A 22,827-nucleotide genomic window follows, 5' to 3' on the forward strand; every position below is an offset into this window, starting at 1 on the left:
CCGCCGGGCTCGGCGCGGCCGGGTTCCCCGAGCTGCTGCCCGCCGCGCTGGCCGCGGTCGCGGCCTTCTGGACCGTGCTCACCTGCCTGGACGCGCTGATGCAGGTCGCCGCCGAGCGCCGCGCGCCGCGCGCGGCGCTCACCGGTGCGCCCGCGGCGGCGGGCGCGTACCTCGTGCACGGGCTCGCCGGGCTGCTGCTGGCGATGCTCTGGCACAGCCCGCACGGCCCCGCCAGCGGGCTGCTCGTACTGCTGCCGATGGCCATCTCCTGCTGGGCGTTCGCCCAGGCCAACCGCGAGCGCGCGGCGCACCAGGCGACGATCCGGGCGCTGGTGCAGGCCGTCGATATCAAGGACCGCTACACCCGCGGGCACAGCGAGCGGGTCGGCCGTGCGTCGGTGCTCATCGCGCGCGAGCTGGGCATGGACGAGCGCCGGCAGGAGGTGCTGCGGTTCGCCGGGATCCTGCACGACGTCGGCAAGCTCGGGGTGCCGACGCGCATCCTGCGCAAGGACGGGCCGCTGACCCCCGAGGAGCGGCGGATCATCGAGCTGCACCCGGAGTACGGGCACGAGATCGTCCGCGGCATCGGCTTCCTGGAGGAGGTGCGCTCGGCGATCCTGCACCACCACGAGCGGATGGACGGCCGCGGTTACCCGTACGGGCTCACCGGCGCGCGGATTCCGGAATACGCCCGGGTGGTGGCGGTGGCCGACGCCTTCGACGCCATGACCTCGACCCGCTCCTACCGCAGGGCGCGCGCGGTCCCCGCGGCGCTGGCGGAGCTGCGGCGGTGCGCGGGCGAACAGTTCGACCCCCGGATGGTGCACGCGCTGGACAGCGCGATCGAGCGCCGCGGCTGGCACGCCGAGGTCACCGCGGACGAGCCCGCGGCGGTCCCGGCGCCGCTGAGCGGAGGGGCCGGCGGGAGCGGGGGGCGCGCGGCGGGCGGCCCGGGCGAGGCCGTCGCACGCAGCGGCGGCGCGCCGTGAGCGAATCGGTTCTGCACCCCCGCCACCGGACCCCGCCGGAGGTCCGGGTCGCGGTCGGGGCCGCGGGGGCGGTGACCGCGGCCGGGTTCTGCTGGACGCTGGCGCACGGCCTCGCCCAGCCCGCGGCCGCGCTCGCCTTCGGCCTCCTCATCGTGCTCGGCGAGGTCGCGGGCGACCACCGCGCGGGCGCCGCCGCGCGCTTCCCCGCGCCCCTGGCCACCGCCGGCGCGCTCGGCTACGCCCTGCTCGCCGTCCCCGCCGCCCCCGCCGTCGGCGCCGTGCTGGAGATCGCCGCCGTCTCCTTCACCGCCACCGTGGTCGGCGCCGTCCCGCAGGTCGCCCGGGGCCGCGGCCCCACCGCCGAGCACCTGGTCCGCCGGGTGCTCGGCGCCGCCTTCGCCGCCGCCTGCTGCCGCCCGCTCTGCGTCGGCGCCCCGGACGGCGAGGGCGGCCCGCCCGGCGCGCCCACCGCCGGGCCCGGCTACGTCCTGGCGCTCCTCGGCGTGCTGGCCCTGACCGCGCTCTGCGACGCCGTGCTTGCCGCCTGCCTCGCCCGCGCCCGCACCGGCTGGCCGTACGGGCCGCTGCTGCGCGACGAGCTGCGCGCCCTGCCCGGCATCGGCTCCGCAATGTGCGCGACCGGCGTGGTCATCGCGCTGGCCGCGCAGGTGGCCGGCCCGTGGGCGCTGCCCGTGCTGAGCCTGCCGCTGCTGCTCACCCAGGTCTCGTTCCGCCGCTACGCCGCGGTGCGCCGCACGTACCGCGAGACCATCGCCTCCCTCGCCCGCGCCACCGAGATGGCCGGCTTCCACCCTCCGGGCCACGTCCGCCGCGTCGCTTCCCTCAGCCGGGCGATCGGGCGGGTGCGGGGGCTGTCCGAGCGGGAGCTGGACGTGCTGGAGCAGGCCGCGCTCATGTACGACCTGGGCAAGCTGTCGCTGGCCGACCCCGTGCCCGCCGCCGCCGGCCGCGCCGACCGGCGGCGCATCGCCCTGCTGGGCGGCGCCGTGGTGCGGCAGACCGGGGTGGCCGCGGAGGTCGCCGTCGTGGTGGAGCGGCAGGCGGAGCCGTACCGTGACCAGCCGGTCGCGGCCCGTATCGTGCGCGTGGCCGCCGCATACGACGCCCTGGTCGCGGGGAACGCCAAGGGTGAGGGCGCGGTCGTCGCGGGGCCGCACGCAGCCCTGGAGCGGCTGCGCCTGGCCGGTCGCGCCGAGTACGACCCGGCCGTGGTGGACGCGCTACGGGAGGTGCTGGCGAGTGGTGCGGCTGTGAACTGACCGGTAAGAAGCGGGTGTACGGCACCGCGTGGTTGGATGCGGGCATAGCCCGGCACCCGAGCGGACAGGAAGTTGCGGGGAGGCAGCGACGCCCCTGGTAGCGCACGCCGTGCGGACGGGGCGCACAGTGGTCATCCTGGAGTCAAAGACGGCAGGCAGGAATCGTGAAGATCTTCGGCAGAACACGGCATCGGCCCTCCGCCTCGTGGCGGCAGGCGACCGACCGCGCGTTCACGTTGATCGGCGACGGCCGGTACGACGACGCGGGCGCGCTGCTCACCCGTGCCGCGGGCCTGGAGCCCTGGCTGTCGGAGTCGTGGTTCAACCTCGCCCTGCTGCACAAGTTCCGGCACGACTGGGAGCAGGCCCGCGCCGCCGGCCTGCGGGCCGTCGCGCTGCTCGACCGCGAGACGGGCGCGCCCGACTGGTGGAACGTCGGCATCGCCGCCACCGCGCTGCAGGACTGGCCGCTGGCGCGGCGGGCCTGGGAGGCGTACGGGCTGCGCGTGCCCGGCGGCGCCGCGCACCAGGGGGCGGGGGAGCCGCCGGAGGACATGGAGTTGGGCAGCGCCGCGGTCCGGCTGTCGCCGGAGGGCGAGGCGGAGGTCGTCTGGGGCCGCCGGCTGGACCCCGCGCGCATTGAGGTGCAGAGCATCCCGCTGCCGTCGTCGGGGCGGCGCTGGGGCGAGGTCGTGCTGCACGACGGGGTGCCGCACGGTGAGCGGGCGACGCTGGCGGGCCCGTCGTACCCGGTCTTCGACGAGATAGAGCTGTGGGCGCCGTCGCCGGTGCCGACGTGGGTGGTGCTGCTGGAGGCGGCCACGGAGGCGGACCGGGACGCGGTCGAGCAGCTGGCGGCCGAGGCGGGGTACGCGGCGGAGGACTGGTCGTCGTCGGTGCGGCTGCTCTGCCGTACCTGCTCGGAGAGCTGCATGCCCAGCGCCGAGGACTCGCTGCAGACGTCCCTCGACCCGCACGACCACAGCGAGCCCGGCCAGCCGGGGCCGCTGGTGCACCGCACCGAGGACGGGCTGTGGGTGCCGGAGCGGGAGTGCGGGATAGCCGCGCCCGCGTCGCTGGTGCGCGGGCTGCTGGAGAGCTGGGCCGCGGACAGCCCGGACACCCGGGACTGGCGGGATCTGGAGGAAGTCGTCTGAGGCTGTCGGCGCCTGGCCGTACCCTGGACTCCGGTCTTTTCGTGAAGCTCGTGAGGGCGGGAACCAGGAAGGCGTACGGCGAGGATGACGCAGCAGGCGGAGCAGCAGCAGGCGGGGCGGGAAGCGGAGTCGCCGGACGCGTTCCTCGACGACGTGACGGACGCCGACGCGCGCGAGCGGGAGGCCCGCGAGCGGGGCACGGTCCGGCCGATCACGGTCGTGGGCAACCCGGTGCTGCACCGCGAGTGCCGGGACGTCACCGAGTTCGACGACACGCTGCGGCGGCTCGTGGACGACATGTTCGCCAGCCAGCGGGCGGCGGAGGGCGTGGGGCTCGCGGCCAACCAGATCGGCGTGGACCTGAAGGTCTTCGTCTACGACTGCCCGGACGACGACGGCGTACGGCACGTGGGCGCGGTGTGCAACCCCGTGCTGCAGGAGCTGCCCGCCGGGAACCGGCAGCTCGACGACGGCAACGAGGGCTGCCTGTCCGTCCCCGGCGCGTACATGTCCCTGGCCCGCCCGGACTACGCGGTGGTCAGCGGCCGGGACCTCGACGGCAACCCCGTCCTGGTGCACGGCACGGGCTACTTCGCGCGCTGCCTGCAGCACGAGACGGACCACCTCTACGGGCGGCTCTACATCGACCGGCTCTCCAAGCGCGAGCGCAAGGACGTCATGCAGCAGATGGCGGAGAACACCCCGCGCTACGAGACCGTCCCCAACGTCTGACGGACGGCCGTCCGGCCGTTCCGGTGCCGCCGCCCCGTGTGTCCGTAACCGCCGCCTCTTGCGCGACGGTTACGGCGGTGGTCTGGACCACTGGTGGCACGGCGGTCCGTTGACCGTGCGCCCGCCGCGCGCGACGCTCGGAGCCCCCCATTCGCACGGCACGGAGGCCCGATGCTCAGACGTACGGTCAGACTCATCCTCAGTATTGTCATGATCGCGGCGGCAGGTGTCGTCGGCACGGTCGCCACCGCCGGCACCGCGCAGGCGGACTCGTGCTACACCTGGAACCGCACGCTCAAGCAAGGCATGTCCGGTTCCGACGTCACCCAGCTGCAGATCCGGGTGGCGGGCCACGTCACGTCCGGCGAGATCCTCGCCATCGACGGCCAGTACGGCGCCCGCACGAAGGCCGCCGTCACCAAGTTCCAGCGGGCGTACGGGCTCAGCGCGGACGGTGTCGCCGGCTCCCAGACGTACAGCAAGATCTACGCCCTGCAGGACGGCGACTGCACACCTGCTCACTTCACGTACGGCGAGCTGAACAGGTGCAACTCCACCTGGGGCGGCGGAGCGGTCTCGGCTTCCAGAGCCAAGGAGAACGCCAAGCGCACCATGTGGAAGCTGGAGGCGATGCGGCACGCCCTGGGCGACAGGCCGATCACCGTCAGCAGCGGCTTCCGCTCGTACTCGTGCAACAGCGCGGTCGGCGGCTCCTCCAACAGCCAGCACCTGTACGGCACGGCGGCCGACCTCACCGGCACCCCGTCGTTCTGCACGCTGGCACGGCAGGCGCGCACGCACGGCTTCGGCGGGATCCTCGGTCCCGGCTACCCGGGTCACAACGACCACGTGCACGTGGACGGCCGGACCTCCCGCTACTGGTCCGCTCCCTCCTGCGGCATCTGACCGCGGGAGACCGGGACGGACCGCAACCGGTGCGGCAACGGCGCCGCACCGGCGAGCAGGCGCCGGGCGGACCCGCCCCCCGTGGCGGGGCCGGCCGGCTCCGCCGCTCAGAACTCGTCGTCGAACGCGACCGAGCCCTCCACGGCCACCTGGTAGGCGGACGGGCGGCGCTCGAAGAAGTTCGTCAGCTCCTGCACGTCCTGCAGCTCCATGAACGCGAACGGGTTCTGCGACCCGTACACCGGCGTGAAGCCCAGCCGCACCAGCCGCTGGTCCGCCACGCACTCCAGATACGCGCGCATCGACTCGGTGTTCATCCCCGGCAGGCCGTCGCCGCACAGGTCCCGGGCGAACTGCAGCTCCGCCCGCACCGCCTCGTCGAGCATGTCGCGCACCTGCCGCCCCAGCTCCTCGTCGAACAGCCCGGGCTCCTCCCGGCGCACCGTGTCGACCACGGAGAACGCGAAGTCCATGTGCATGCTCTCGTCGCGGAACACCCAGTTCGTGCCGGTCGCCAGACCGTGCAGCAGGCCGCGGGAGCGCAGCCAGTAGACGTACGCGAACGCGCCGTAGAAGAACAGGCCCTCGATGCAGGCGGCGAAGCAGATGAGGTTGAGCAGGAAGCGGCGGCGGTCCGCCCTGGTCTCCAGCCGCTCGATGTCCTCCACCGAGTCCATCCAGCGGAAGCAGAACTGCGCCTTCTCCCGGATCGACGGGATGTTCTCCACGGCGGCGAACGCCGCGGCCCGCTCGTCCGGGTCGGGGAGGTAGGTGTCGAGCAGCGTCAGATAGAACTGGACGTGCACGGCCTCCTCGAAGAGCTGGCGGGAGAGGTAGAGGCGGGCCTCCGGCGAGTTGATGTGCTTGTAGAGGGTGAGCACCAGGTTGTTCGCCACGATCGAGTCGCCGGTGGCGAAGAACGCCACCAGCCGGCCGATGAGGTGCTGCTCGCCCGGCGAGAGCCGGGCGAGGTCGGAGACGTCGGAGTGGAGGTCGACCTCCTCGACGGTCCAGGTGTTCCTGATGGCGTCCCGGTAGCGCTCGTAGAACTCGGGGTAGCGCATGGGGCGCAGGGTCAGCTCGAAGCCCGGGTCCAGCAGGTTCCCGGTCCCGGTGGCGGCGGTGGTCACTGGCAGGCCTCGCAGGTCTCGGGGTTCTCCAGGGAGCAGGCGGCGGCGTCGTCGCCGTGCGGCTGCCGCCCGGGCGGGGGTACGGGGACGGGGGCCGCGGGCGCGGCGGCGCGGGCCGCGCGGGCGATGCGGGTCGCCGGGCGCGAGCGCAGGTAGTACGTCGTCTTCAGCCCGGACTTCCAGGCGTGGGCGTACATCGAGCTGAGCTTGCCGATCGTCGGCGCGGCCACGAAGAGGTTGAGCGACTGGGCCTGGTCGAGGTACGGCGTACGGGCCGCGGCCATGTCGATCAGCGCCCGCTGCGGCAGCTCCCACGCCGTGCGGTACCGCGCCCGGACCTCCTCGGGGATCCAGGTCAGCTCCTGTACGGACCCGTCGTGCTCGCGCAGCGCCTCGCGGGTCCGCGCGTCCCACACCCCCAGCTTCTTCAGCTCGGCCACGAGGTAGGAGTTGACCTGCAGGAACTCGCCGCTCAGCGTCTCGCGCTTGAAGAGGTTGGAGACCTGCGGCTCGATGCACTCGTAGACGCCGGCGATGGCGGCGATCGTCGCGGTCGGCGCGATGGCCAGCAGCAGGGAGTTGCGCAGGCCGGTCCCGGCGATCCGCGCGCGCAGCGCGCTCCAGCGCTCCGGCCAGACCGCGTCCGCCTCGGGGTAGTGGTCCGGGTGCAGCACGCCGCGGGCGGCGCGGGTGCGGGACCACGCCGGGTGCGGGCCGTGGCGCTCGGCGAGGGCGGCGGAGGTGTCGTAGGCGGCGAGCATGATGCGCTCGGCGATCCGGGTGGACAGCGCCCGCGCCTCGGGGGAGTCGAACGGCAGCCGCAGCCGGAAGAAGACGTCCTGCAGGCCCATCACGCCCAGACCCACCGGCCGCCAGCGGGAGTTGGACGCGGCGGCCTGCGGCGTGGGGTAGTAGTTGACGTCGACGACGCGGTCGAGGAACGTCACGGCGGTGCGGACCGTGGCGTCGAGCCGCTCCCAGTCCATCGCCGCCTCCCAGCCCCCGGCGGTGTCCGCGAGGTGGGCGGCGAGGTTGACCGAGCCCAGGTTGCACACCGCGGTCTCGCCGTCGTCGGAGACCTCCAGGATCTCGGTGCACAGGTTCGAGGAGTGCACGACGGCGCCGGGCTCCGCGGTCTGGTTGGCGGTGCGGTTGGCGGCGTCCTTGAACGTCATCCACCCGTTGCCGGTCTGCGCGAGCGTGCGCATCATCCGGCCGTACAGCTGCCGGGCCGGGACCTGCCGGACGTAGCGCCCCTCCGCCTCCGCGCGCGTGTACGCGGCGTCGAAGTCGGCGCCGTAGCGGTCGGCCAGCTCGGGCACGTCGGCGGGGGAGAACAGCGACCAGGTGCCGTCGGCCTCGACGCGGCGCATGAACTCGTCGGGGATCCAGTGCGCGAGGTTGAGGTTGTGGGTGCGGCGGGCCTCCTCGCCGGTGTTGTCGCGCAGCTCCAGGAACTCCTCGACGTCGGCGTGCCAGGGCTCCAGGTAGACGCAGGCGGCGCCCTTGCGCTTGCCGCCCTGGTTCACGGCGGCGACGGAGGCGTCGAGGGTGCGCAGGAACGGGACGATGCCGTTGGAGTGGCCGTTGGTGCCGCGGATCAGCGAGCCGCGGGAGCGCACCCGGGTGAAGGGGATGCCGATGCCGCCGGAGTGCTTCGACAGCCGGGCGACCTGGTGGTAGCGCTCGTAGATCGAGTCCAGCTCGTCGAGCGGGGAGTCCAGCAGGTAGCAGGACGACATCTGCGGGTGGCGGGTGCCGGAGTTGAACAGGGTGGGGGAGGAGGGCAGGTAGTCCAGGCGGCTCAGGAGCCCGTACAGCTCGGCGACTTCGCCGACGGCGGCCTCGGAGCCGTCGGCGGCGAGGCCGCAGGCGACGCGCAGGAAGAAGTGCTGGGCGGTCTCGATGACGCCGCGCTCCGTGGGGTGGCGCAGCAGGTAGCGGGTGTGGACCGTGCGCAGGCCGAAGTAGCCGAAGAGGTCGTCGAGGCCGTCCGCCACGGCCGCGTCGGCCAGCGCGTCGAGGCGCGCGGCGTGCCGCCGGACGAAGGCCGCGGTGGCGTCGGCGACGATGCCCTCGCGGTGGCCCACGGCGACGCCCGCGGAGAAGCTCGTCGCGCCCGCGGCCGCGGCCTCCTCCGCGATGGCCCGGGTCAGCAGCCGGGCGGCCAGCCGCGAGTACTCCGGCTCCTCGGCGATCAGCGCCGCCGCGGCATCCGTGGCCAGCTCCCGCAACTCCGCCTCGCCGGAGTCCGGACGCCGTCCGCGCAGGGCGTCCGCGGCGACCCGGGCCGGGTTGGTGGCGGGCAGGTCGGCGGTCAGCTCGGCGAGGGTGCGGGCGAGCGCCGCGGCCGGGCCGTCGTCGGCGCGGGGAGTGTCCCGGGGGGTGGCTGAGGCGGGCTCCGTATGCGCGGCCGGTGGTGCGATCGTCAAGATGCTGCTCTCCCTCGCTCGGCGGGGGCCGCGCGGGGAGAGGCTGCCGTACGGGCGCACGCGGGCTCCCCACGGCGGCGGGGCGCGCGTGGGCGGTCCTCCGGCCGAACACCGCCGGCGGCGGACCCGCTTGCGTCCGTGAGCCCAATCCGCGAGACCCGGACGTCATCGATCGCTGCCGGAGGTGTTCGGGCTCACGACGGACGGGCATGCGGGCGCGGGGCGGGCATGACGGCACATCGCTCACCGTTGCGGGACAGCTCCGGACTTCCACCGGAATTTCCCTGCGCGGCAGCTGAGACGAGCATACATCTAGTAGCCCGATGTGGAGCCACCCCTATATGTTGTGTTGCGCCTCAGAGCTCGGCGACGAAGGCCCAGAGCGGGAAACCGGGCAGCGGGAACCAGTCGCGCTGCGGGGTACGTATGAACCCGAGCCGCTCGTACAGCCGGTGGGCCGGCGTCATGTCCGGGGCGCTGGACAGCACCATCCGCCGCGCCTCCAGCTCCCGGGCCCGGTCCATGCAGGCCCGTACGAGCGCCTCGCCCACGCCCCGGCCGCGCGCCTCCGACGCCACCGCCAGCATCCGGAACTCGCCCTCGCCGGGCCCGCTCAGCTCCGCGTACGGCGATCCCGCCGTCACGAACGTCACACTGCCCAGCACCAGCCCGCCGTCCGGTCGGCCGTCCCCGTCGACCGCGACCAGCACCTCCGCGCGCTTCGCCCGCGCCCGGGCCGGCACGTCGCGCAGGTCGTGCACATACGTGTCGTCCTCGCCGAACGTCAGCAGCCCGTCCGCCAGATACGCCTGGGCGACCAGGTCACCGGCCCGCTTGTACTCCTCCGGCCGCACCGGCCGCACCGTGAAGTCCATGCCGCCCAGTCTGCCCTGCCCCACCGACAACGGGCCGCCGTCCCCCGCCCCCGGGGACGGCGGCCCGTACGCCCGGCCGTGCGCGTACGCCGTCTCAGCAGCAGCGGAAGCCCTTGCGCGGGTCGTCGCCCGCGTCCGTGCGCATCCGCTCGAACTCGCGCCGGTCGGGCACCTCCGCGTCGGGGTCGTGCCGGCGCAGGTGCTCGACGTAGCGCTCGTACGCCGTGTCGCCGACCACCTCGCGGACGTACCACCACACCTTGCGCCCGGCCGCCACCAGCGCCGCCGCCCCGGTCATGAGCTTCCTCCGTCCTTCGCGCCGCCGGTGCCCGGCCCGCCGTCCGGCCCGCCGCCCGGCCCGGTGCCCGGCAGGAACCCGCCGCCGCTGCCCAGGCCGGCCGCCGCCAGCTCCGCCTTCTCCTCCGCGGTCGGGAGCAGCTGCGCGGGCGCCACGTACGACGACTCGTGGTACGGCTCCTCGTGGCTGACCACCGACTCCGGGGTGCGCAGCGACTTGATGCACACCCGGGCCGCGTCCACGATCACGACGACCACCAGCAGCGCGAAGACCGCGGACAGCACGCCGTCGACCGTGGTGTTGGTGACGATCGTCTCCGCGTCCTCCAGCTCCTGCCCGGACAGCTCGCCGGAGTCGATGCCCTCCTGCGCCACGTCGCCCTGGGCGAAGAAGCCGACCCGCGGGTCGTCGGAGAACACCTTCTGCCAGCTCGCGGTGAGCGTGACCACCGCGACCCAGATCAGCGGGATGCCCGTCACCCACGCCCACTTCAGCCGCCCCGACTTGATCAGCAGCGTGGTGCAGACCGTCAGCGCGACCGCGCCGAGCAGCTGGTTGGTGATGCCGAAGAGCGGGAAGAGCTGGTTGATGCCGCCGAGGGGGTCGTTGACGCCGACCCACAGGAAGTAGCCCCACAGGCCCACGACGACCGCGCTGGTGCCGATGAGCCCCGGCCACCAGCTGACGCGCTTCAGCGGCTTGTAGATGTTGCCGAGGGTGTCCTGCAGCATGAAGCGGCCCACCCGGGTGCCCGCGTCCAGGGCGGTCAGGATGAACAGCGCCTCGAACATGATCGCGAAGTGGTACCAGAACGCCTTCAGACTGTCCCCGGTGACGTTGGAGAAGATGTCCGAGACGCCCAGGGCGAACGTCGGTGCGCCGCCGGTACGGGAGAGCAGCGTCGACTCCTCGACGGAGTCGGCCGCCGCCTGGAGCGCCGCCGGGGTGATCTCGTACCCGAAGTCCTGGATCGCCTGGGACGCCGACTGCGCGGTGTCGCCGATCACCGTGGGCGCCGAGTTCATCGCGAAGTACAGCCCGGGGTCCAGCACACAGGCGGCGATCATCGCGATGATCGCCACGGAGGACTCCATCAGCATGGAGCCGTAGCCGATCATCCGCACCTGCGTCTCCTTCTGCACCATCTTCGGCGTGGTGCCGGAGGAGATGAGGGAGTGGAAGCCGGACAGGGCGCCGCAGGCGATGGTGATGAAGACGAACGGGAACAGCGACCCGGCGAAGACCGGGCCCGTGCCCTCGCCGGCGAAGTCGGTGACGCTCTCCATCTTCAGCGTCGGCGCGGCCACGACCACGCCGATGAACAGCAGCGCGATCGTGCCCAGCTTCATGAACGTGGACAGGTAGTCGCGCGGTGCGAGCAGCATCCACACCGGCAGCACGGAGGCGACGAAGGCGTAGATCACCATGAAGACGACCAGCGTCTCCTTGCTCAGCGTGAACGTGTCCGCGAGCGAGGACTCGGCCACCCAGCGCCCCGCGACCAGCGCGAGCAGCAGCAGGCCGATGCCGATCAGCGACACCTCGGCGACCCGGCCCGGCCGGATCATCCGCAGGTAGAAGCCCATGAACAGGGCGATCGGGACCGTCATGCCGATGGAGAACGTGCCCCAGGGGGACTCCGCCAGCGCGTTGACGATGACCAGCGCGAGCACCGCCAGCAGGATGATCATGATCGCGAAGACCGCGACCAGCGCGGCGGCGCCGCCCACCGGGCCGATCTCCTCGCGCGCCATCTGGCCGAGCGAGCGGCCGTTCCTGCGGGTGGAGAAGAACAGCACCACCATGTCCTGCACGGCGCCCGCGAAGATCACGCCCGCGACGATCCAGATCGTGCCCGGCAGGAAGCCCATCTGCGCCGCCAGCACCGGGCCGACCAGCGGGCCGGCGCCGGAGATCGCGGCGAAGTGGTGGCCGAGGAGCACCCGGCGGTCGGTGGGCTGGAAGTCGATGCCGTTGTCGAGCCGCTCGGCCGGGGTGGCCCGGGTCTTGTCGGCCCCGAGCACGCGGTAGGCGATGAACTTCGAGTAGAAGCGGTAGCCGATGGCGTACGAGCCGAGGGCCGCGGCCACCATCCAGGCGGCGGAGACCTCCTCCCCGCGGGAGAGCGCCAGCATGGTCCAGCCGAGGGCGCCCACGAGGGCGACCGCGGTCCAGACCGCTACGGTTCTGGGCTCGACGCCCCGTCGTGGTGGTCCGGCCGGGGGTGCTTGCACTGTCATGGCGGCTCCGTCCCCTGAACTCTCACTCTCTAGCGGTGCGCTGGAAATGTAGAGCAGGGTGTGGGCGCCGGCACCGGGGCGATCGGCGTTGTCTGTGCGGGGGGAGGCAGCCGGCCGGGACGGTTCCGGGGGACCGCCGCGGCGGAACCGCCGCGGCGGTGCGGTGGCCGCTCAGCCCACCGGGCGGCGGAGGCGGGCGACGAACTTGTAGCGGTCGCCGCGGTACACCGACCGGACCCACTCCACCGGCTCGCCGTGGGTGTCCACGGAGTGGCGGGAGAGCATCAGCATCGGCAGGCCCGTGTCCGTGCCCAGCAGCCCCGCCTCGCGGGGCGTGGCGAGCGAGGTCTCGATCGTCTCCTCGGCCTCGGCCAGGTGGACGTCGTAGACCTCGGCGAGCGCGGTGTAGAGGGAGGAGTGCTTGACCAGGCTGCGGCGCAGCGCGGGGAAGCGCTTGGCGGACAGGTGGGTGGTCTCGATGGCCATCGGCTCGCCGTTGGCCAGGCGGAGGCGCTCGATGCGCAGCACGCGCCCGCCGGCGGCGATGTCGAGCCGCTCGGCGAGCTGGTCGCCCGCGGTCACGTAGCCGATGTCCAGCAGCTGCGAGGTGGGTTCGAGGCCCTGGGCGCGCATGTCCTCGGTGTACGAGGTCAGTTGGAGCGCCTGCGACACCTTGGGCTTGGCCACGAAGGTGCCCTTGCCCTGGATACGCTCCAGCCGCCCCTCCACGACCAGCTCCTGCAGCGCCTGGCGCACGGTCGTACGGGAGGTGTCGAACTCGGCGGCGAGGGTGCGCTCCGGCGGCACCGGGGTGCCGGGCGGCAGGGTCTCGGTCATCTCCAGCAAGTGCCGCTTGAGCCGGTAGTACTTGGGCACCCGGGTGGTCCGCCCGGCGCTCCCCCCGGCGCGTCCCGGCTCGTCGGCTGCCGGTACCGTCGCAGCCGGCGTTCCCTCGGCCGGTCCGGCGTTCGTCCTCATGACTCCTCCGTCTGGTAGCGGCTCACATCCTGGCACGGCTCGTCACCCGTCGGTGCGCCCGCGGGCGACGGGATTGCTCACATGTCGGTCCGGTAACGGAAGCCGAACCAGCAGGCCGCACACCCTTGACACCCTCATTGGTCTAGGCCAGGCTTCGTTCCACGATTGGTCCAGACCAAGACCGTCAACCTGGTCTAAACCATTAAAGACCACAAGTCCACTCCACGGGCAGGGTCCGGGAGCAAGGACTTTTCGGTGGCGAATCGCTGGCGAACGACGGCAGGGGGGCGTGGGCCGGCATGTTGAGGAGGGTGACGTGAAGCGCACGGCGGTAGCGGTGCTGGCGGCGGCTGGCCTGGTGGCAAGCCTCGCCGCCTGCGGTTCTGACGACAGTGACGACGGTGACGGCGCGGGCAAGGGGGCCGGTTCGTACGAGGGCGAGACGCTCACCTTCTGGGCCATGGACGGGTCCACGCCGGACGACTGGCTGAAGGACGTCAAGGCCGAGTTCGAGAAGAAGACGGGCGCCACGCTCGAGTACAAGGTGCAGCAGTGGAACGGCATTCAGCAGAAGCTGACCACCGCGCTGTCCGAGGAGAGCCCGCCCGACGTGGTCGAGGTCGGCAACACCCAGACGCCCGCCTACGCGGCGACCGGCGGTCTGTCCGACCTGACCGAGCTGAAGGAGGAGATCGGCACCGAGTGGACCGAGTCCCTCAACGAGTCGTCGATCTACGAGGGCAAGCAGTACGCCGCCCCGTGGTTCTTCGCGAACCGCGTGGTGATGTACAACAAGTCGATCTTCAAGGAAGCCGGCGTCACGGAGATACCCCAGACCCGTGACGACCTCTTCGCCGCCTTCGACAAGATCGAGAAGAACACCGACGCCGAGCCGATCTACATGCCCGGCCAGAACTGGTACTTCTTCGACGGCCTGCTCATCGGCCAGGACGCCGAGCTGGTGAAGAAGGACGGCGACGCGTGGGTCTCGAACCTCTCCGACCCCAAGGTCGGCGCGGCGATGGAGATCTACCAGCAGTACGCCGACTACTCCACGGCACCCAAGGACAAGGACGAGGCCACCCCGCAGCAGGGCGAGGTCTTCGGCAAGGGCAAGACCGGCGCGATCATCGGCATGGGCTGGGAGTCCGGCATCGCGGTCGAGGCCAGCAAGGACAAGAACTTCGAGAAGGAGATCGGCTACTTCACCATCCCCGGTGATACCGCCGACACCCCCGAGAGCGTCTTCCTCGGCGGCTCCAACCTGGCCATCGCCGCGGGCAGTGACAAGCAGGAGCTGGCCCAGGAGTTCCTGAAGATCGTGCTCTCGGACAAGCACGAGGGCGCCCTCGCGGCAGCCAACGGCGTGATCCCCAACAAGGACTCGCTGCTGTCGAAGCTGGAGGGCAACGAGGCGGCCGAGGCCGCGGCGCCGGCCGCCGCCGTCGGCGGCACCACGCCGCTCATCCCGGAGTGGGGCGCGGTGGAGAACACTCCCAACCCCATCAAGTCCTACATGACCGCCTTCCTCAACGGCGACTCGCACGAGGAAGCGGCCGCGTCGGTCGAGGACGACCTGAACGAGCGCCTCTCGCAGGAGTAAGAGACACCGGGCGGGCGGGACCGGGTACGCACCCGGCCCCGCCCGCACCCGCGGGTCCGAAACCACCTCGTCCCGAAGAGATCGCCGCATCCATGACTGTGCAGACACCGGGGCCGGCCGCCGAGAAGGTCGCAGGCCGCACCCGTACCCCATCCCCACCGCCCGGCCGCCACCGCAAGTCCCAGGTCTCCGCCGGCGCCCTGCCGTACCTGCTGCTGCTGCCCGCGCTGGCGATCACCGCGATCCTGCTCGGCTGGCCGCTGGTGAAGAACGTCATCCTGTCGTTCCAGCAACTCGGCATGAAGGAGCTGATCCAGCACCTCACCGTCTGGAACGGCGTCGACAACTACACCGACGTCCTCGGCGGAGAGGACTTCTGGCGCGTCACGCTCCGGACGATGATCTTCACCGCGGTCAACGTCGCGCTCATCATGCTGTTCGGTACCCTGATCGGGCTGCTGCTCGCCCGGCTCGGCCGCAAGATGCGGCTCACGCTGCTGATGGCGCTCGTGCTCGCCTGGGCCATGCCCATCATCGCGGCCACCACCGTCTACCAGTGGCTGTTCGCGGAGCGCTACGGCGTCGTCAACTGGGTCCTGGACAAGCTCGGCTGGCACTCGATGGCCGACTACAGCTGGACCAGCAGCCAGTTCTCCACGTTCTTCGTGATCACCGTGATGCTCGTCTGGACCTCGATCCCGTTCGTGGCGATCAACCTCTACGCCGCCACGACCACGATCGCCAAGGAGCTGTACGAGGCCGCCAGCCTGGACGGCGCCGGCGGCTGGCGCACCTTCTCCTCGGTGACCCTGCCGTTCATCAAGCCGTTCCTGTTCGTCACCACGTTCCTGGAGATCATCTGGATCTTCAAGGCGTTCCCGCACGTCTACGCGATCAACGGCGGCGGCCCTGACCGGCTCACCGAGACGCTGCCCGTCTACGCGTTCGTCGAGGGCGTCGGCAACCAGCACTACGGCATGGGCGCGGCGATCTCCGTGCTCACCATCCTCGTTCTCCTCGGGATGACGTCGTACTACATCCGCATGGTCCTGAAGCAGGAGAGGGAAGACTCGTGAAGCGCTCGCTCTTCGGCCGCTTCTGGCCCAACGCGACGGCCCTGGTGCTGTTCGCCCTCTTCCTCTTCCCCGTGTACTGGATGTTCGCCACGTCCTTCAAACCCAGGGGCGACATCCTCAGCGACGACCCGGTCTGGTTCCCCGTGGACCCGACCTTCGAGCACTACCGCACGGCCTTCGACGCCGACAACTTCTGGAACTTCTGGCAGAACTCGCTCACGGTGACCCTGCTGGCGGTCGGCTGCTCGCTGCTCATCGCCCTCTTCGCGTCCTTCGCCATCGCCCGGATGCGCTTCCGGGGCCGCACCGGCGTCATCCTGCTGTTCATGTTCGCGCAGATGGCGCCCTGGGAGGTCATGGTCATCTCGGTGTACATGCTGGTGCGCGACGCGGACATGCTGAACAGCCTGGTGCCGCTGACGCTCTTCTACACCGTGATGGTGCTGCCGCTGACCATCCTGACCCTGCGCACCTACGTGGCCGCGGTGCCCAAGGACCTGGAGGAGGCGGCCATGGTCGACGGCGCCACCCGGACGCAGGCGTTCCGAAAGGTGATCTTCCCGCTGCTGGCGCCCGGCCTGATGGCCACCTCGCTCTTCGGGTTCATCACCGCCTGGAACGAGTTCGCCCTCGTCCTCGTGGTCAACAAGGAGGCCGAGGCGCAGACCCTGCCGCTGTGGCTGTCGCAGTTCCAGACCAACTTCGGCGACGACTGGGGCGCCACCATGGCCGCCGCGTCGCTGTTCTCCCTGCCCATCCTCCTGCTCTTCCTCTACCTGCAGCGCAAGGTCACCGCCGGCCTCACCGCGGGTGCCGTGAAGGGCTGACGCACCACCTCGTAAGCTGCGGCGGGACCACCCGCCGCGGGAAGGGACGCACGACGCCCATGACCACACTCGCAGGGGCCACCGACACGCTGACCCGGGACGCCCTCGCCGTACTGCAGCCGAGCTTCCTGGGCACCGAGCCCCCGGACTGGGTGCTGCGCCGCCTCGACGAGGGCCTCACCGGCGTCGGGCTCTTCGGCCGCAACATCGAGAGCCCCGAGCAGGTCGCCCGGCTCACCGCCCGGCTGCGCGCCGTACGGCCCGAGGTGCTGGTGGCGATGGACGAGGAGGGCGGCGACGTCACCCGTCTTGAGGTGCGCACCGGCTCCTCGTTCCCCGGCAACCTCGCCCTCGGCGCCGTCGACGACCCCGCCCTGACCCGGGCCGTCGCCCGCGAGCTGGGCCGCCGGCTCGCCGAGGTCGGCGTCAACCTCGACTGGGCGCCGTCCGCGGACGTCAACTCCAACCCCGACAACCCCGTCATCGGCGTCCGCTCCTTCGGCGCCGAGCCCGCCCTCGTCGCCCGGCACACCGCCGCGTACATCGAGGGCCTGCAGGAGGCGGGCGTCAGCGCCTGCGCGAAGCACTTCCCCGGGCACGGCGACACCAACGTCGACTCGCACGACGCCATGCCGCGGATCGACGTCCCCGTCGACGTGCTGCGCGAGCGCGAGCTGGTGCCGTTCCGGGCCGCGGTCGCGGCCGGCACCAAGGCCGTCATGAGCGCGCACATCCTGCTGCCCGCCCTGCGCACCGACCTGCCCGCCACCGTCAGCCCCGCGGTGCTGACGGGCCTGCTGCGCGCCCCCGTCGCCGACGGCGGCCTCGGCTTCGCCGGCCTGGTCATCACCGACGCGCTGGAGATGCAGGCCATCGCCGCGACGTACGGCATCGAGGGCGGCGCCGTACGGGCCGTGGCCGCCGGCGCCGACGCGATGTGCATCGGCGCCCGCGGCGACGAGGAGATCGTGCTGCGCACCCGGGACGCCCTGGTGGCGGCGGTGCGCAGCGGGGACCTGCCCGAGGAGCGGCTCGCCGACGCCGCCGCCCGGGTACGTGCGCTCGCGGCCTGGTCGGCGTCGGAGGCGGGCGGCGCGGCGGAGGGGATCGCGCCGGACCCCGCCGTCGGCCAGGCCGCGGCACGCCGGGCGCTGCGCGTCACCGGCGCCGCGGACTACGTGCCGCCGGCCGGCCCGGTGTACGTCGCGGGGTTCACGCCGGTGGCCAGCATCGCGGTGGGCCGGGAGACCCCGTGGGGCGTGGGCGCGGAGCTGGAGCGCGAGCTGCCCGGCACCGAGTCCGCGGTCTTCGACGGCTCCGCGGCGGGCGCCGGGGGCGACGGCGGCGGTGCCGACGCGGCGAGCCGGGAGGGTTTGTCGGCGCTGACCGCAAATGTGCTCGCGGCAGCCGGTAATCGTAGGATCGTCGCAGTGGTGCGCGACGTCCACCGCCACCCGTGGATGGCGGACGCGCTCGACGCCCTGCTCGACGCCCGTCCCGACACCGTCGTGGTGGAGATGGGGGTGCCGCAGGCGCCGCCGCGCGGGGCGCTGCACATCGCGACGCACGGGGCGGCCCGCGTCTGCGGGCGCGCCGCCGCGGAGGTCGTCACCGGCAAGGGCGCCGGGGCCTGACCGCCACCCGTACCGCCCGCACCGCCTGCAGCACCTGAGACCGCATACGGAGGCACCCCGCATGACCACCGCCCAGCCGGGCCGGATCATGGCCGGCGAGATGGCCGAACAGCCCGAGGCCCTGCGCCGTGTCCTGGCGCACGGCGCCCCGGAGATCCGCCGGGTCGCCGAGGCGATCGCCGCCCGCGCGCCGCGCTTCGCGCTGCTCACCGCGCGCGGCACGTCGGACAACGCCGCGCTGTACGCCAAGTACCTGCTGGAGATCCAGCTGGGGCTGCCCTGCGGGCTGACGTCGATGTCGACCACGACGGCGTACGAGGCCAGGCAGGACCTCACCGACGTGCTGGTGATCACCGTCAGCCAGTCCGGCGGCTCGCCCGACCTGGTCGCCTCCACCCGGGCGGCCCGCGAGGCCGGCGCCGTCACGCTGGCGGTGACGAACAACCCGGACTCCCCGCTGGCCGCCGTCAGCGAGTACCACATCGACGTGCAGGCGGGCCCGGAGAAGGCGCTGCCGGCGACGAAGACGTACACCGCCTCGCTGCTGGCGCTCTACCTGTTCGTCGAGGGCATGCGCGGCGGGCGCGGCGAGGCCGCCGCGGTGCTGCCGGAGCTGGCCGAGCAGGTCCTCGCCCGGCAGGACGAGGTGAAGGCCCTGGCGCAGCGCTACCGCTTCGCCGAGCGGATGGTCCTCACCTCGCGCGGCTTCGGCTACCCGACGGCCAAGGAGGCGGCGCTGAAGCTGATGGAGACGTCGTACATCCCGGCGCTCTCCTACTCCGGCGCCGACCTGCTGCACGGCCCGCTGGCCATGGTCGACAACGTCTCGCCGGTCATCGCCATCGTTACCGACGGCCGCGGCGGCGAGGCGCTGCAGCCGGTGCTGGACCGGCTGCGGGACCGCGGCGCGGACCTCGTCGTCATCGGCCCCAAGGCGCAGGTCGACGCGGCGGCGGCGGGTTTCGTGCTGCCGACGGCGGGGGTGGCGGAGGAGGTGCAGCCGATCCTGGAGATCCTGCCGCTGCAGCTGCTCGCGTACGAGGTCACCATCGCCCGCGGCCAGGACCCGGACGCCCCGCGTTCGCTGGCGAAGGTCACCGAGACGCGGTAGGCGCTCCGCGGGGATCCTGGTGCGGTGCCGGGCTCGGGCCGGCGCAGCGGGGGTCCGGGGGCGTAGCCCCCGGGTGGGGGTTTGGGGGCGGAGCCCCCAGGAGCCCGGACGCCCCGCGTTCGCTGGCGAAGGTCACCGAGACCCGTTGACCCGCTGATCGTCAACGGGCGACGGGCCCGGCTCCTCCGCGGAGCCGGGCCCGTCGCCCGTACCGTGCGTTACGGCAGCACGCCGCCGGAGACGTCGACGTACGTGCCGGTCAGCACCCCGGCCCGGGGGGAGACCAGGTACGCCACCGTGTCCGCGACCTCGTCCACCTCCGGGATCCGGCCGAGCGGCGACGTCGCGGCGATGCCCGCCTTGGCGTCGTCGTTGTCGCGCAGCCAGGCCGCGTTCATGTCGGTGTCGAGGGCGCCGGGCGCGATCGCGTTGACGGTGATGCCCCGCCCGCCCACGGACTTCGACAGAAACTTGGTGAAGGCGTCGACCGCGCTCTTCGACATCGTGTAGGCCAGCAGCGTCGGCATCAGCGCCGCGTGCGTGGCCAGCGTGGAGACGTTGACGATCCGCCCGCCGTCCCGCATCCGGGGCAGGCCCATCTTGGTGACGAAGAACGGCGCCCTGGTGTTCACCGCGAACAGCCGGTCGAAGTCGGCCTCCTCGGTGTCCTCGATGAGCGCCTGCAGGCCGATGCCGGCGTTGTTGACGAGGATGTCGAGCCCGTCCGCGTGCCGGTCGAACTCCGCCCAGAGGGCCGCCGCGTCGCCCGGCACGCCCAGCTCGGCCCGGATCGCGAACGCCTCGCCCCCGGCCGCCTCGACCGCCGCGACGGTCTGCTTCGCCGCCGTCTCGTTGCTGCCGTAGTGCACGGCGACGCGGGCGCCGTCCCGCCCCAGCCGCTCCGCGATCGCCCGGCCGATCCCCCGGCTTGCGCCCGTGACCAGCGCCGTCTTCCCAGTGAGCGCGCCCATGGCCGCGCCCTCCTTTCTGTAAAGGTCGCTACAGAAAGGACCGTATCACATTGTCTAGCGGGCGCTATAGAATAGGTGCCATGGCCACCAAGCAGCGCGGACGCCCCCGCTCCTTCGACCGCGACGAGGCGCTGGAGAAGGCCCTGCACGCCTTCTGGCAGTACGGCTACGAGGCCACCTCCGTCGCCGACCTCACCCGCGCCCTCGGGATCGGCGCGCCCAGCCTGTACGCCGCCTTCGGTGACAAGGAGGCGCTCTTCGACGCCGCGGTCGAGGCCTACGCCCGTACCGACAACGGCACCTTCATCGACCGCGCCCTGGCCGAGGAGCCCACCGCCGTCGCCGCCTTCACGCGCATCCTGCGCGAGGCCGCCGTCGGCTACACCGCGCCCGACCACCCGCGCGGCTGCATGATCCTCAGCGTCGGCGTGAGCGCCACCACCCCGGAGGTGGTGGACAAGATGCGCGAGCTGCGCTCCCTGAACCTCGCGAACCTGACCGCGCGGGTCCGCGCCGACGTGGCCGCCGGCGTGCTGCCGGCCCAGACCGACCCCGAGAAGCTGGCCGGCTACACCGGAGCCGTGCTCCAGGGCATGTCCACGCAGGCCAGGGACGGCGCCGACCGGGACCTGCTGGAGCGGGTGGCGGAGATCGCCGCGGCGGGCCTCGCGGTGGCGGCGCAGGGCGGCGAAGTCGGTGCGTCCGGGGCGTAGACAGCCGGTAGTGGTCTAGTCCACAATGCTTGTCAGGCTTCCACCCCTTCCGCACGACGGGGTGGAACGAGGCCCGGGACGTTCTCTGCCCTGACTGCGTCGCCGGCCTCTTTCACCGGCTGCGAGGCCGCGGGGCCGCACATCCCGCGGCATGCGCACCGGTGCTTGGCTCCGGGCCGCGGTGCCGGACGGGTTGAGGGTCCCGGTCCAGGTACCGCGGCCCGAAGTGCGTCGCGGCCCGCGGCCCGCGCCGCGGATGCCGGCCGGTCTCGCCGGTAGGCTCCAGGTGTGCCGTCCATGAACGAACTCGTCCGCCGGCACACGGCGCTGAGCGAGACCGACCTGGAGTGGCTGCACCTCCTCGTCTCGGAGTGGCAGCTGCTCGCCGACCTGTCCTTCGCCGACCTCGTGCTCTGGGTCCCCACCCGCGACGGCGCCCGCTACGTCTCCGTCGCCCAGATGCGCCCGAACACCGGCCCGACCTCGTACCAGGACGACATGGTCGGCCACACCGTCCCGCGCGGCCGGCGCCCCATGCTGGACGCCGCCCTCGACGAGGGCCGGATCGTGCGCGAGGGCGACCCGGAGTGGCGCGAAGAGGTGCCCGTACGGATCGAATCCATCCCCGTGCGCCGGGAGAGCCGCGTCCTGGGCGTCATCGCCCGCAACACCAACCTGCTGACCGTGCGCACCCCCAGCCGGCTGGAGCTGACGTACCTGCAGAGCGCCTCCGACCTGGCGCAGATGATCGCCGCCGGCGCGTTCCCCTACCCCGGGCAGCAGGGCGACACGGAGACCTCGCCGCGCGTCGGCGACGGGCTCATCCGGCTCGACGCGGACGGCATCGTGCAGTACGCCTCGCCCAACGCGCTCTCCGCCTACCACCGCCTCGGCCAGTCCGCCGACCTCGTCGGCCGCCACCTCGGCCGGGCCACCTCGGAGCTGGCCGTCAGCAAGGAGCCGGTGGACGAGGCGCTGGTCAAGCTCGCCAGCGGCTGGGCGCCGCGGGAGGCGGAGGTGGAGGGCAACGGCGGCGTCATCCAGCTGCGCGCGATCCCGCTGAAGCCGCGCGGGGCGCGCATCGGGTCGCTGGTGCTGCTGCGCGACGTCACCGAGATCCGGCGGCGCGAGCGCGAGCTGATGACCAAGGACGCCACCATCCGGGAGATCCACCACCGGGTGAAGAACAACCTGCAGACCGTCGCCGCCCTGCTGCGGCTGCAGTCGCGCCGGCTGGCCGCCGAGGACCCCGACGGGCGGGCGCGGGGGGCGCTGGACGAGGCGGTGCGGCGGGTCGGCTCGATCGCCATCGTGCACGAGACGCTGTCGCAGAACCTGGACGAGACGGTGGAGTTCGACGAGATCGCCGACCGGGTGGTGGCGATGGTCGCGGAGATCAGCCCCGGCCGGGTGACCGGGCGCCGCACGGGCCGCTTCGGCGTGCTGCAGGCGGAGGTCGCCACCCCGCTGTCCATGGTGCTGACCGAGGTGCTGCAGAACGCCCTGGAACACGGCTTCGGGCCGGGGGAGACGGGGCGGGTGGAGGTGACGGCGCTGCGCTCCGGCGGGGGGCAGGACAGCCGGCTGCTGGTCACCGTGCAGGACGACGGGCGCGGGCTGCCGGAGGGGTTCGACGCGGCGGCGTCCGGGAGCCTGGGGCTGCAGATCGTACGGACGCTGGTGGAGGGGGAGTTGGCGGGCACGTTCTCGATGGCGCGGGCGCCGGAGGGCGGCACCCGGGTGGTGTTCGACATCCCCGTGCAACCCGAAAAGCGCTGACGCGCCGGTGGGTTGGACGTACGCCGGTTGACGGCCCGTCCGGGAACGGGGTGCGGCGGCGGTGCGGCGGGCAGCAAAAAGCCCCGGGCCGAC

Annotated in this window: 19 protein-coding genes and 1 riboswitch; of the genes, 12 read left to right on the forward strand and 7 right to left on the reverse strand. The window is 72.7% G+C overall.

Annotation, left to right across the window (positions count from 1 at the left end; all coding sequences use genetic code 11):
* The 5 genes from ABD317_RS10465 to ABD317_RS10485 all read left to right on the forward strand — a co-directional run.
* A partial coding sequence (locus ABD317_RS10465) for an HD-GYP domain-containing protein (protein WP_344289517.1) occupies positions 1-992 on the forward strand: 992 nt, incomplete at its 5' end.
* Positions 989-2,272 carry an HD-GYP domain-containing protein gene (locus ABD317_RS10470; RefSeq protein ID WP_344289518.1) on the forward strand — a complete coding sequence of 428 codons (1,284 nt, stop codon included), beginning with the start codon at positions 989-991 and terminating at the stop codon, positions 2,270-2,272. The genes ABD317_RS10465 and ABD317_RS10470, both read left to right, overlap by 4 nt.
* Positions 2,273-2,436: 164 nt before the next feature.
* Positions 2,437-3,429, forward strand: coding sequence for a tetratricopeptide repeat protein (locus ABD317_RS10475; RefSeq protein ID WP_027753995.1), 993 nt, complete (start codon positions 2,437-2,439; stop codon positions 3,427-3,429).
* An 84-nt stretch (positions 3,430-3,513) separates the two neighbouring features.
* Positions 3,514-4,161, forward strand: coding sequence for a peptide deformylase (gene def / locus ABD317_RS10480; protein WP_027753994.1), 648 nt, complete (start codon positions 3,514-3,516; stop codon positions 4,159-4,161).
* Positions 4,162-4,332: 171 nt separating this feature from the next.
* Entirely contained in the window at positions 4,333-5,067 is a 735-nt protein-coding gene (locus ABD317_RS10485) for a D-Ala-D-Ala carboxypeptidase family metallohydrolase (protein ID WP_344289519.1), read from the forward strand.
* A gap of 107 nt (positions 5,068-5,174) precedes the next feature.
* Here the strand turns inward: ABD317_RS10485 and ABD317_RS10490 are convergent, their stop codons facing one another.
* The 6 genes from ABD317_RS10490 to ABD317_RS10515 all read right to left on the reverse strand — a co-directional run bounded on the left by ABD317_RS10490 (position 5,175) and on the right by ABD317_RS10515 (position 13,020).
* A complete protein-coding gene (locus tag ABD317_RS10490; protein WP_344289520.1) occupies positions 5,175-6,197 on the reverse strand; it encodes a ribonucleotide-diphosphate reductase subunit beta in 1,023 nt (340 codons plus the stop codon).
* Positions 6,194-8,629 carry a ribonucleoside-diphosphate reductase subunit alpha gene (locus ABD317_RS10495; protein WP_344289521.1) on the reverse strand — a complete coding sequence of 812 codons (2,436 nt, stop codon included), beginning with the start codon at positions 8,627-8,629 and terminating at the stop codon, positions 6,194-6,196. Before ABD317_RS10495 ends, ABD317_RS10490 begins: the two co-directional genes overlap by 4 nt.
* Before the next feature lie 162 nt (positions 8,630-8,791).
* Positions 8,792-8,938: riboswitch (cobalamin riboswitch) on the reverse strand.
* Between the two features lie 47 nt (positions 8,939-8,985).
* Positions 8,986-9,504 (reverse strand): GNAT family N-acetyltransferase, encoded by a 519-nt coding sequence (locus ABD317_RS10500; protein ID WP_344289522.1) that lies wholly within the window; start codon positions 9,502-9,504, stop codon positions 8,986-8,988.
* Between the two features lie 94 nt (positions 9,505-9,598).
* Positions 9,599-9,802: a YbdD/YjiX family protein gene (locus tag ABD317_RS10505; protein WP_344289523.1), complete on the reverse strand. Its 204-nt coding sequence runs from the start codon at positions 9,800-9,802 to the stop codon at positions 9,599-9,601.
* Entirely contained in the window at positions 9,799-12,042 is a 2,244-nt protein-coding gene (locus tag ABD317_RS10510) for a carbon starvation CstA family protein (RefSeq protein WP_344289524.1), read from the reverse strand. Before ABD317_RS10510 ends, ABD317_RS10505 begins: the two co-directional genes overlap by 4 nt.
* Positions 12,043-12,213: 171 nt before the next feature.
* Positions 12,214-13,020, reverse strand: coding sequence for a GntR family transcriptional regulator (locus ABD317_RS10515; RefSeq protein ID WP_344289525.1), 807 nt, complete (start codon positions 13,018-13,020; stop codon positions 12,214-12,216).
* 316 nt (positions 13,021-13,336) lie between these two features.
* Here ABD317_RS10515 and ABD317_RS10520 point away from each other — a divergent pair, with 316 nt between their 5' ends.
* From ABD317_RS10520 to ABD317_RS10540, 5 genes are all read left to right on the forward strand, one after another.
* Positions 13,337-14,623 (forward strand): extracellular solute-binding protein, encoded by a 1,287-nt coding sequence (locus tag ABD317_RS10520; RefSeq protein WP_344289526.1) that lies wholly within the window; start codon positions 13,337-13,339, stop codon positions 14,621-14,623.
* 92 nt (positions 14,624-14,715) lie between these two features.
* On the forward strand, positions 14,716-15,699 hold the full coding sequence (locus ABD317_RS10525; RefSeq protein ID WP_027753985.1) for an ABC transporter permease subunit: 984 nt from the start codon (positions 14,716-14,718) through the stop codon (positions 15,697-15,699).
* Positions 15,696-16,526 carry an ABC transporter permease subunit gene (locus ABD317_RS10530; RefSeq protein WP_027753984.1) on the forward strand — a complete coding sequence of 277 codons (831 nt, stop codon included), beginning with the start codon at positions 15,696-15,698 and terminating at the stop codon, positions 16,524-16,526. Before ABD317_RS10525 ends, ABD317_RS10530 begins: the two co-directional genes overlap by 4 nt.
* Before the next feature lie 59 nt (positions 16,527-16,585).
* Positions 16,586-18,160 (forward strand): glycoside hydrolase family 3 N-terminal domain-containing protein, encoded by a 1,575-nt coding sequence (locus tag ABD317_RS10535; protein ID WP_344289528.1) that lies wholly within the window; start codon positions 16,586-16,588, stop codon positions 18,158-18,160.
* 61 nt (positions 18,161-18,221) lie between these two features.
* Entirely contained in the window at positions 18,222-19,271 is a 1,050-nt protein-coding gene (locus ABD317_RS10540) for an SIS domain-containing protein (protein ID WP_027753982.1), read from the forward strand.
* A 218-nt stretch (positions 19,272-19,489) separates the two neighbouring features.
* Here ABD317_RS10540 and ABD317_RS10545 read toward each other — a convergent pair whose 3' ends face one another.
* Positions 19,490-20,242 carry an SDR family oxidoreductase gene (locus tag ABD317_RS10545; RefSeq protein WP_027753981.1) on the reverse strand — a complete coding sequence of 251 codons (753 nt, stop codon included), beginning with the start codon at positions 20,240-20,242 and terminating at the stop codon, positions 19,490-19,492.
* An 80-nt stretch (positions 20,243-20,322) separates the two neighbouring features.
* On the opposite strand from ABD317_RS10545, the gene ABD317_RS10550 reads away from it, so the two are divergent.
* Positions 20,323-20,955 (forward strand): TetR/AcrR family transcriptional regulator, encoded by a 633-nt coding sequence (locus ABD317_RS10550; protein ID WP_344289529.1) that lies wholly within the window; start codon positions 20,323-20,325, stop codon positions 20,953-20,955.
* A gap of 297 nt (positions 20,956-21,252) precedes the next feature.
* On the forward strand, positions 21,253-22,734 hold the full coding sequence (locus ABD317_RS10555; RefSeq protein ID WP_027753979.1) for a histidine kinase N-terminal domain-containing protein: 1,482 nt from the start codon (positions 21,253-21,255) through the stop codon (positions 22,732-22,734).
* Positions 22,735-22,827 lie beyond the last annotated feature (93 nt).

It is taken from the genome of Streptomyces synnematoformans (genome assembly GCF_039531005.1).
GTDB classification, from domain to species: domain Bacteria; phylum Actinomycetota; class Actinomycetes; order Streptomycetales; family Streptomycetaceae; genus Streptomyces; species Streptomyces synnematoformans.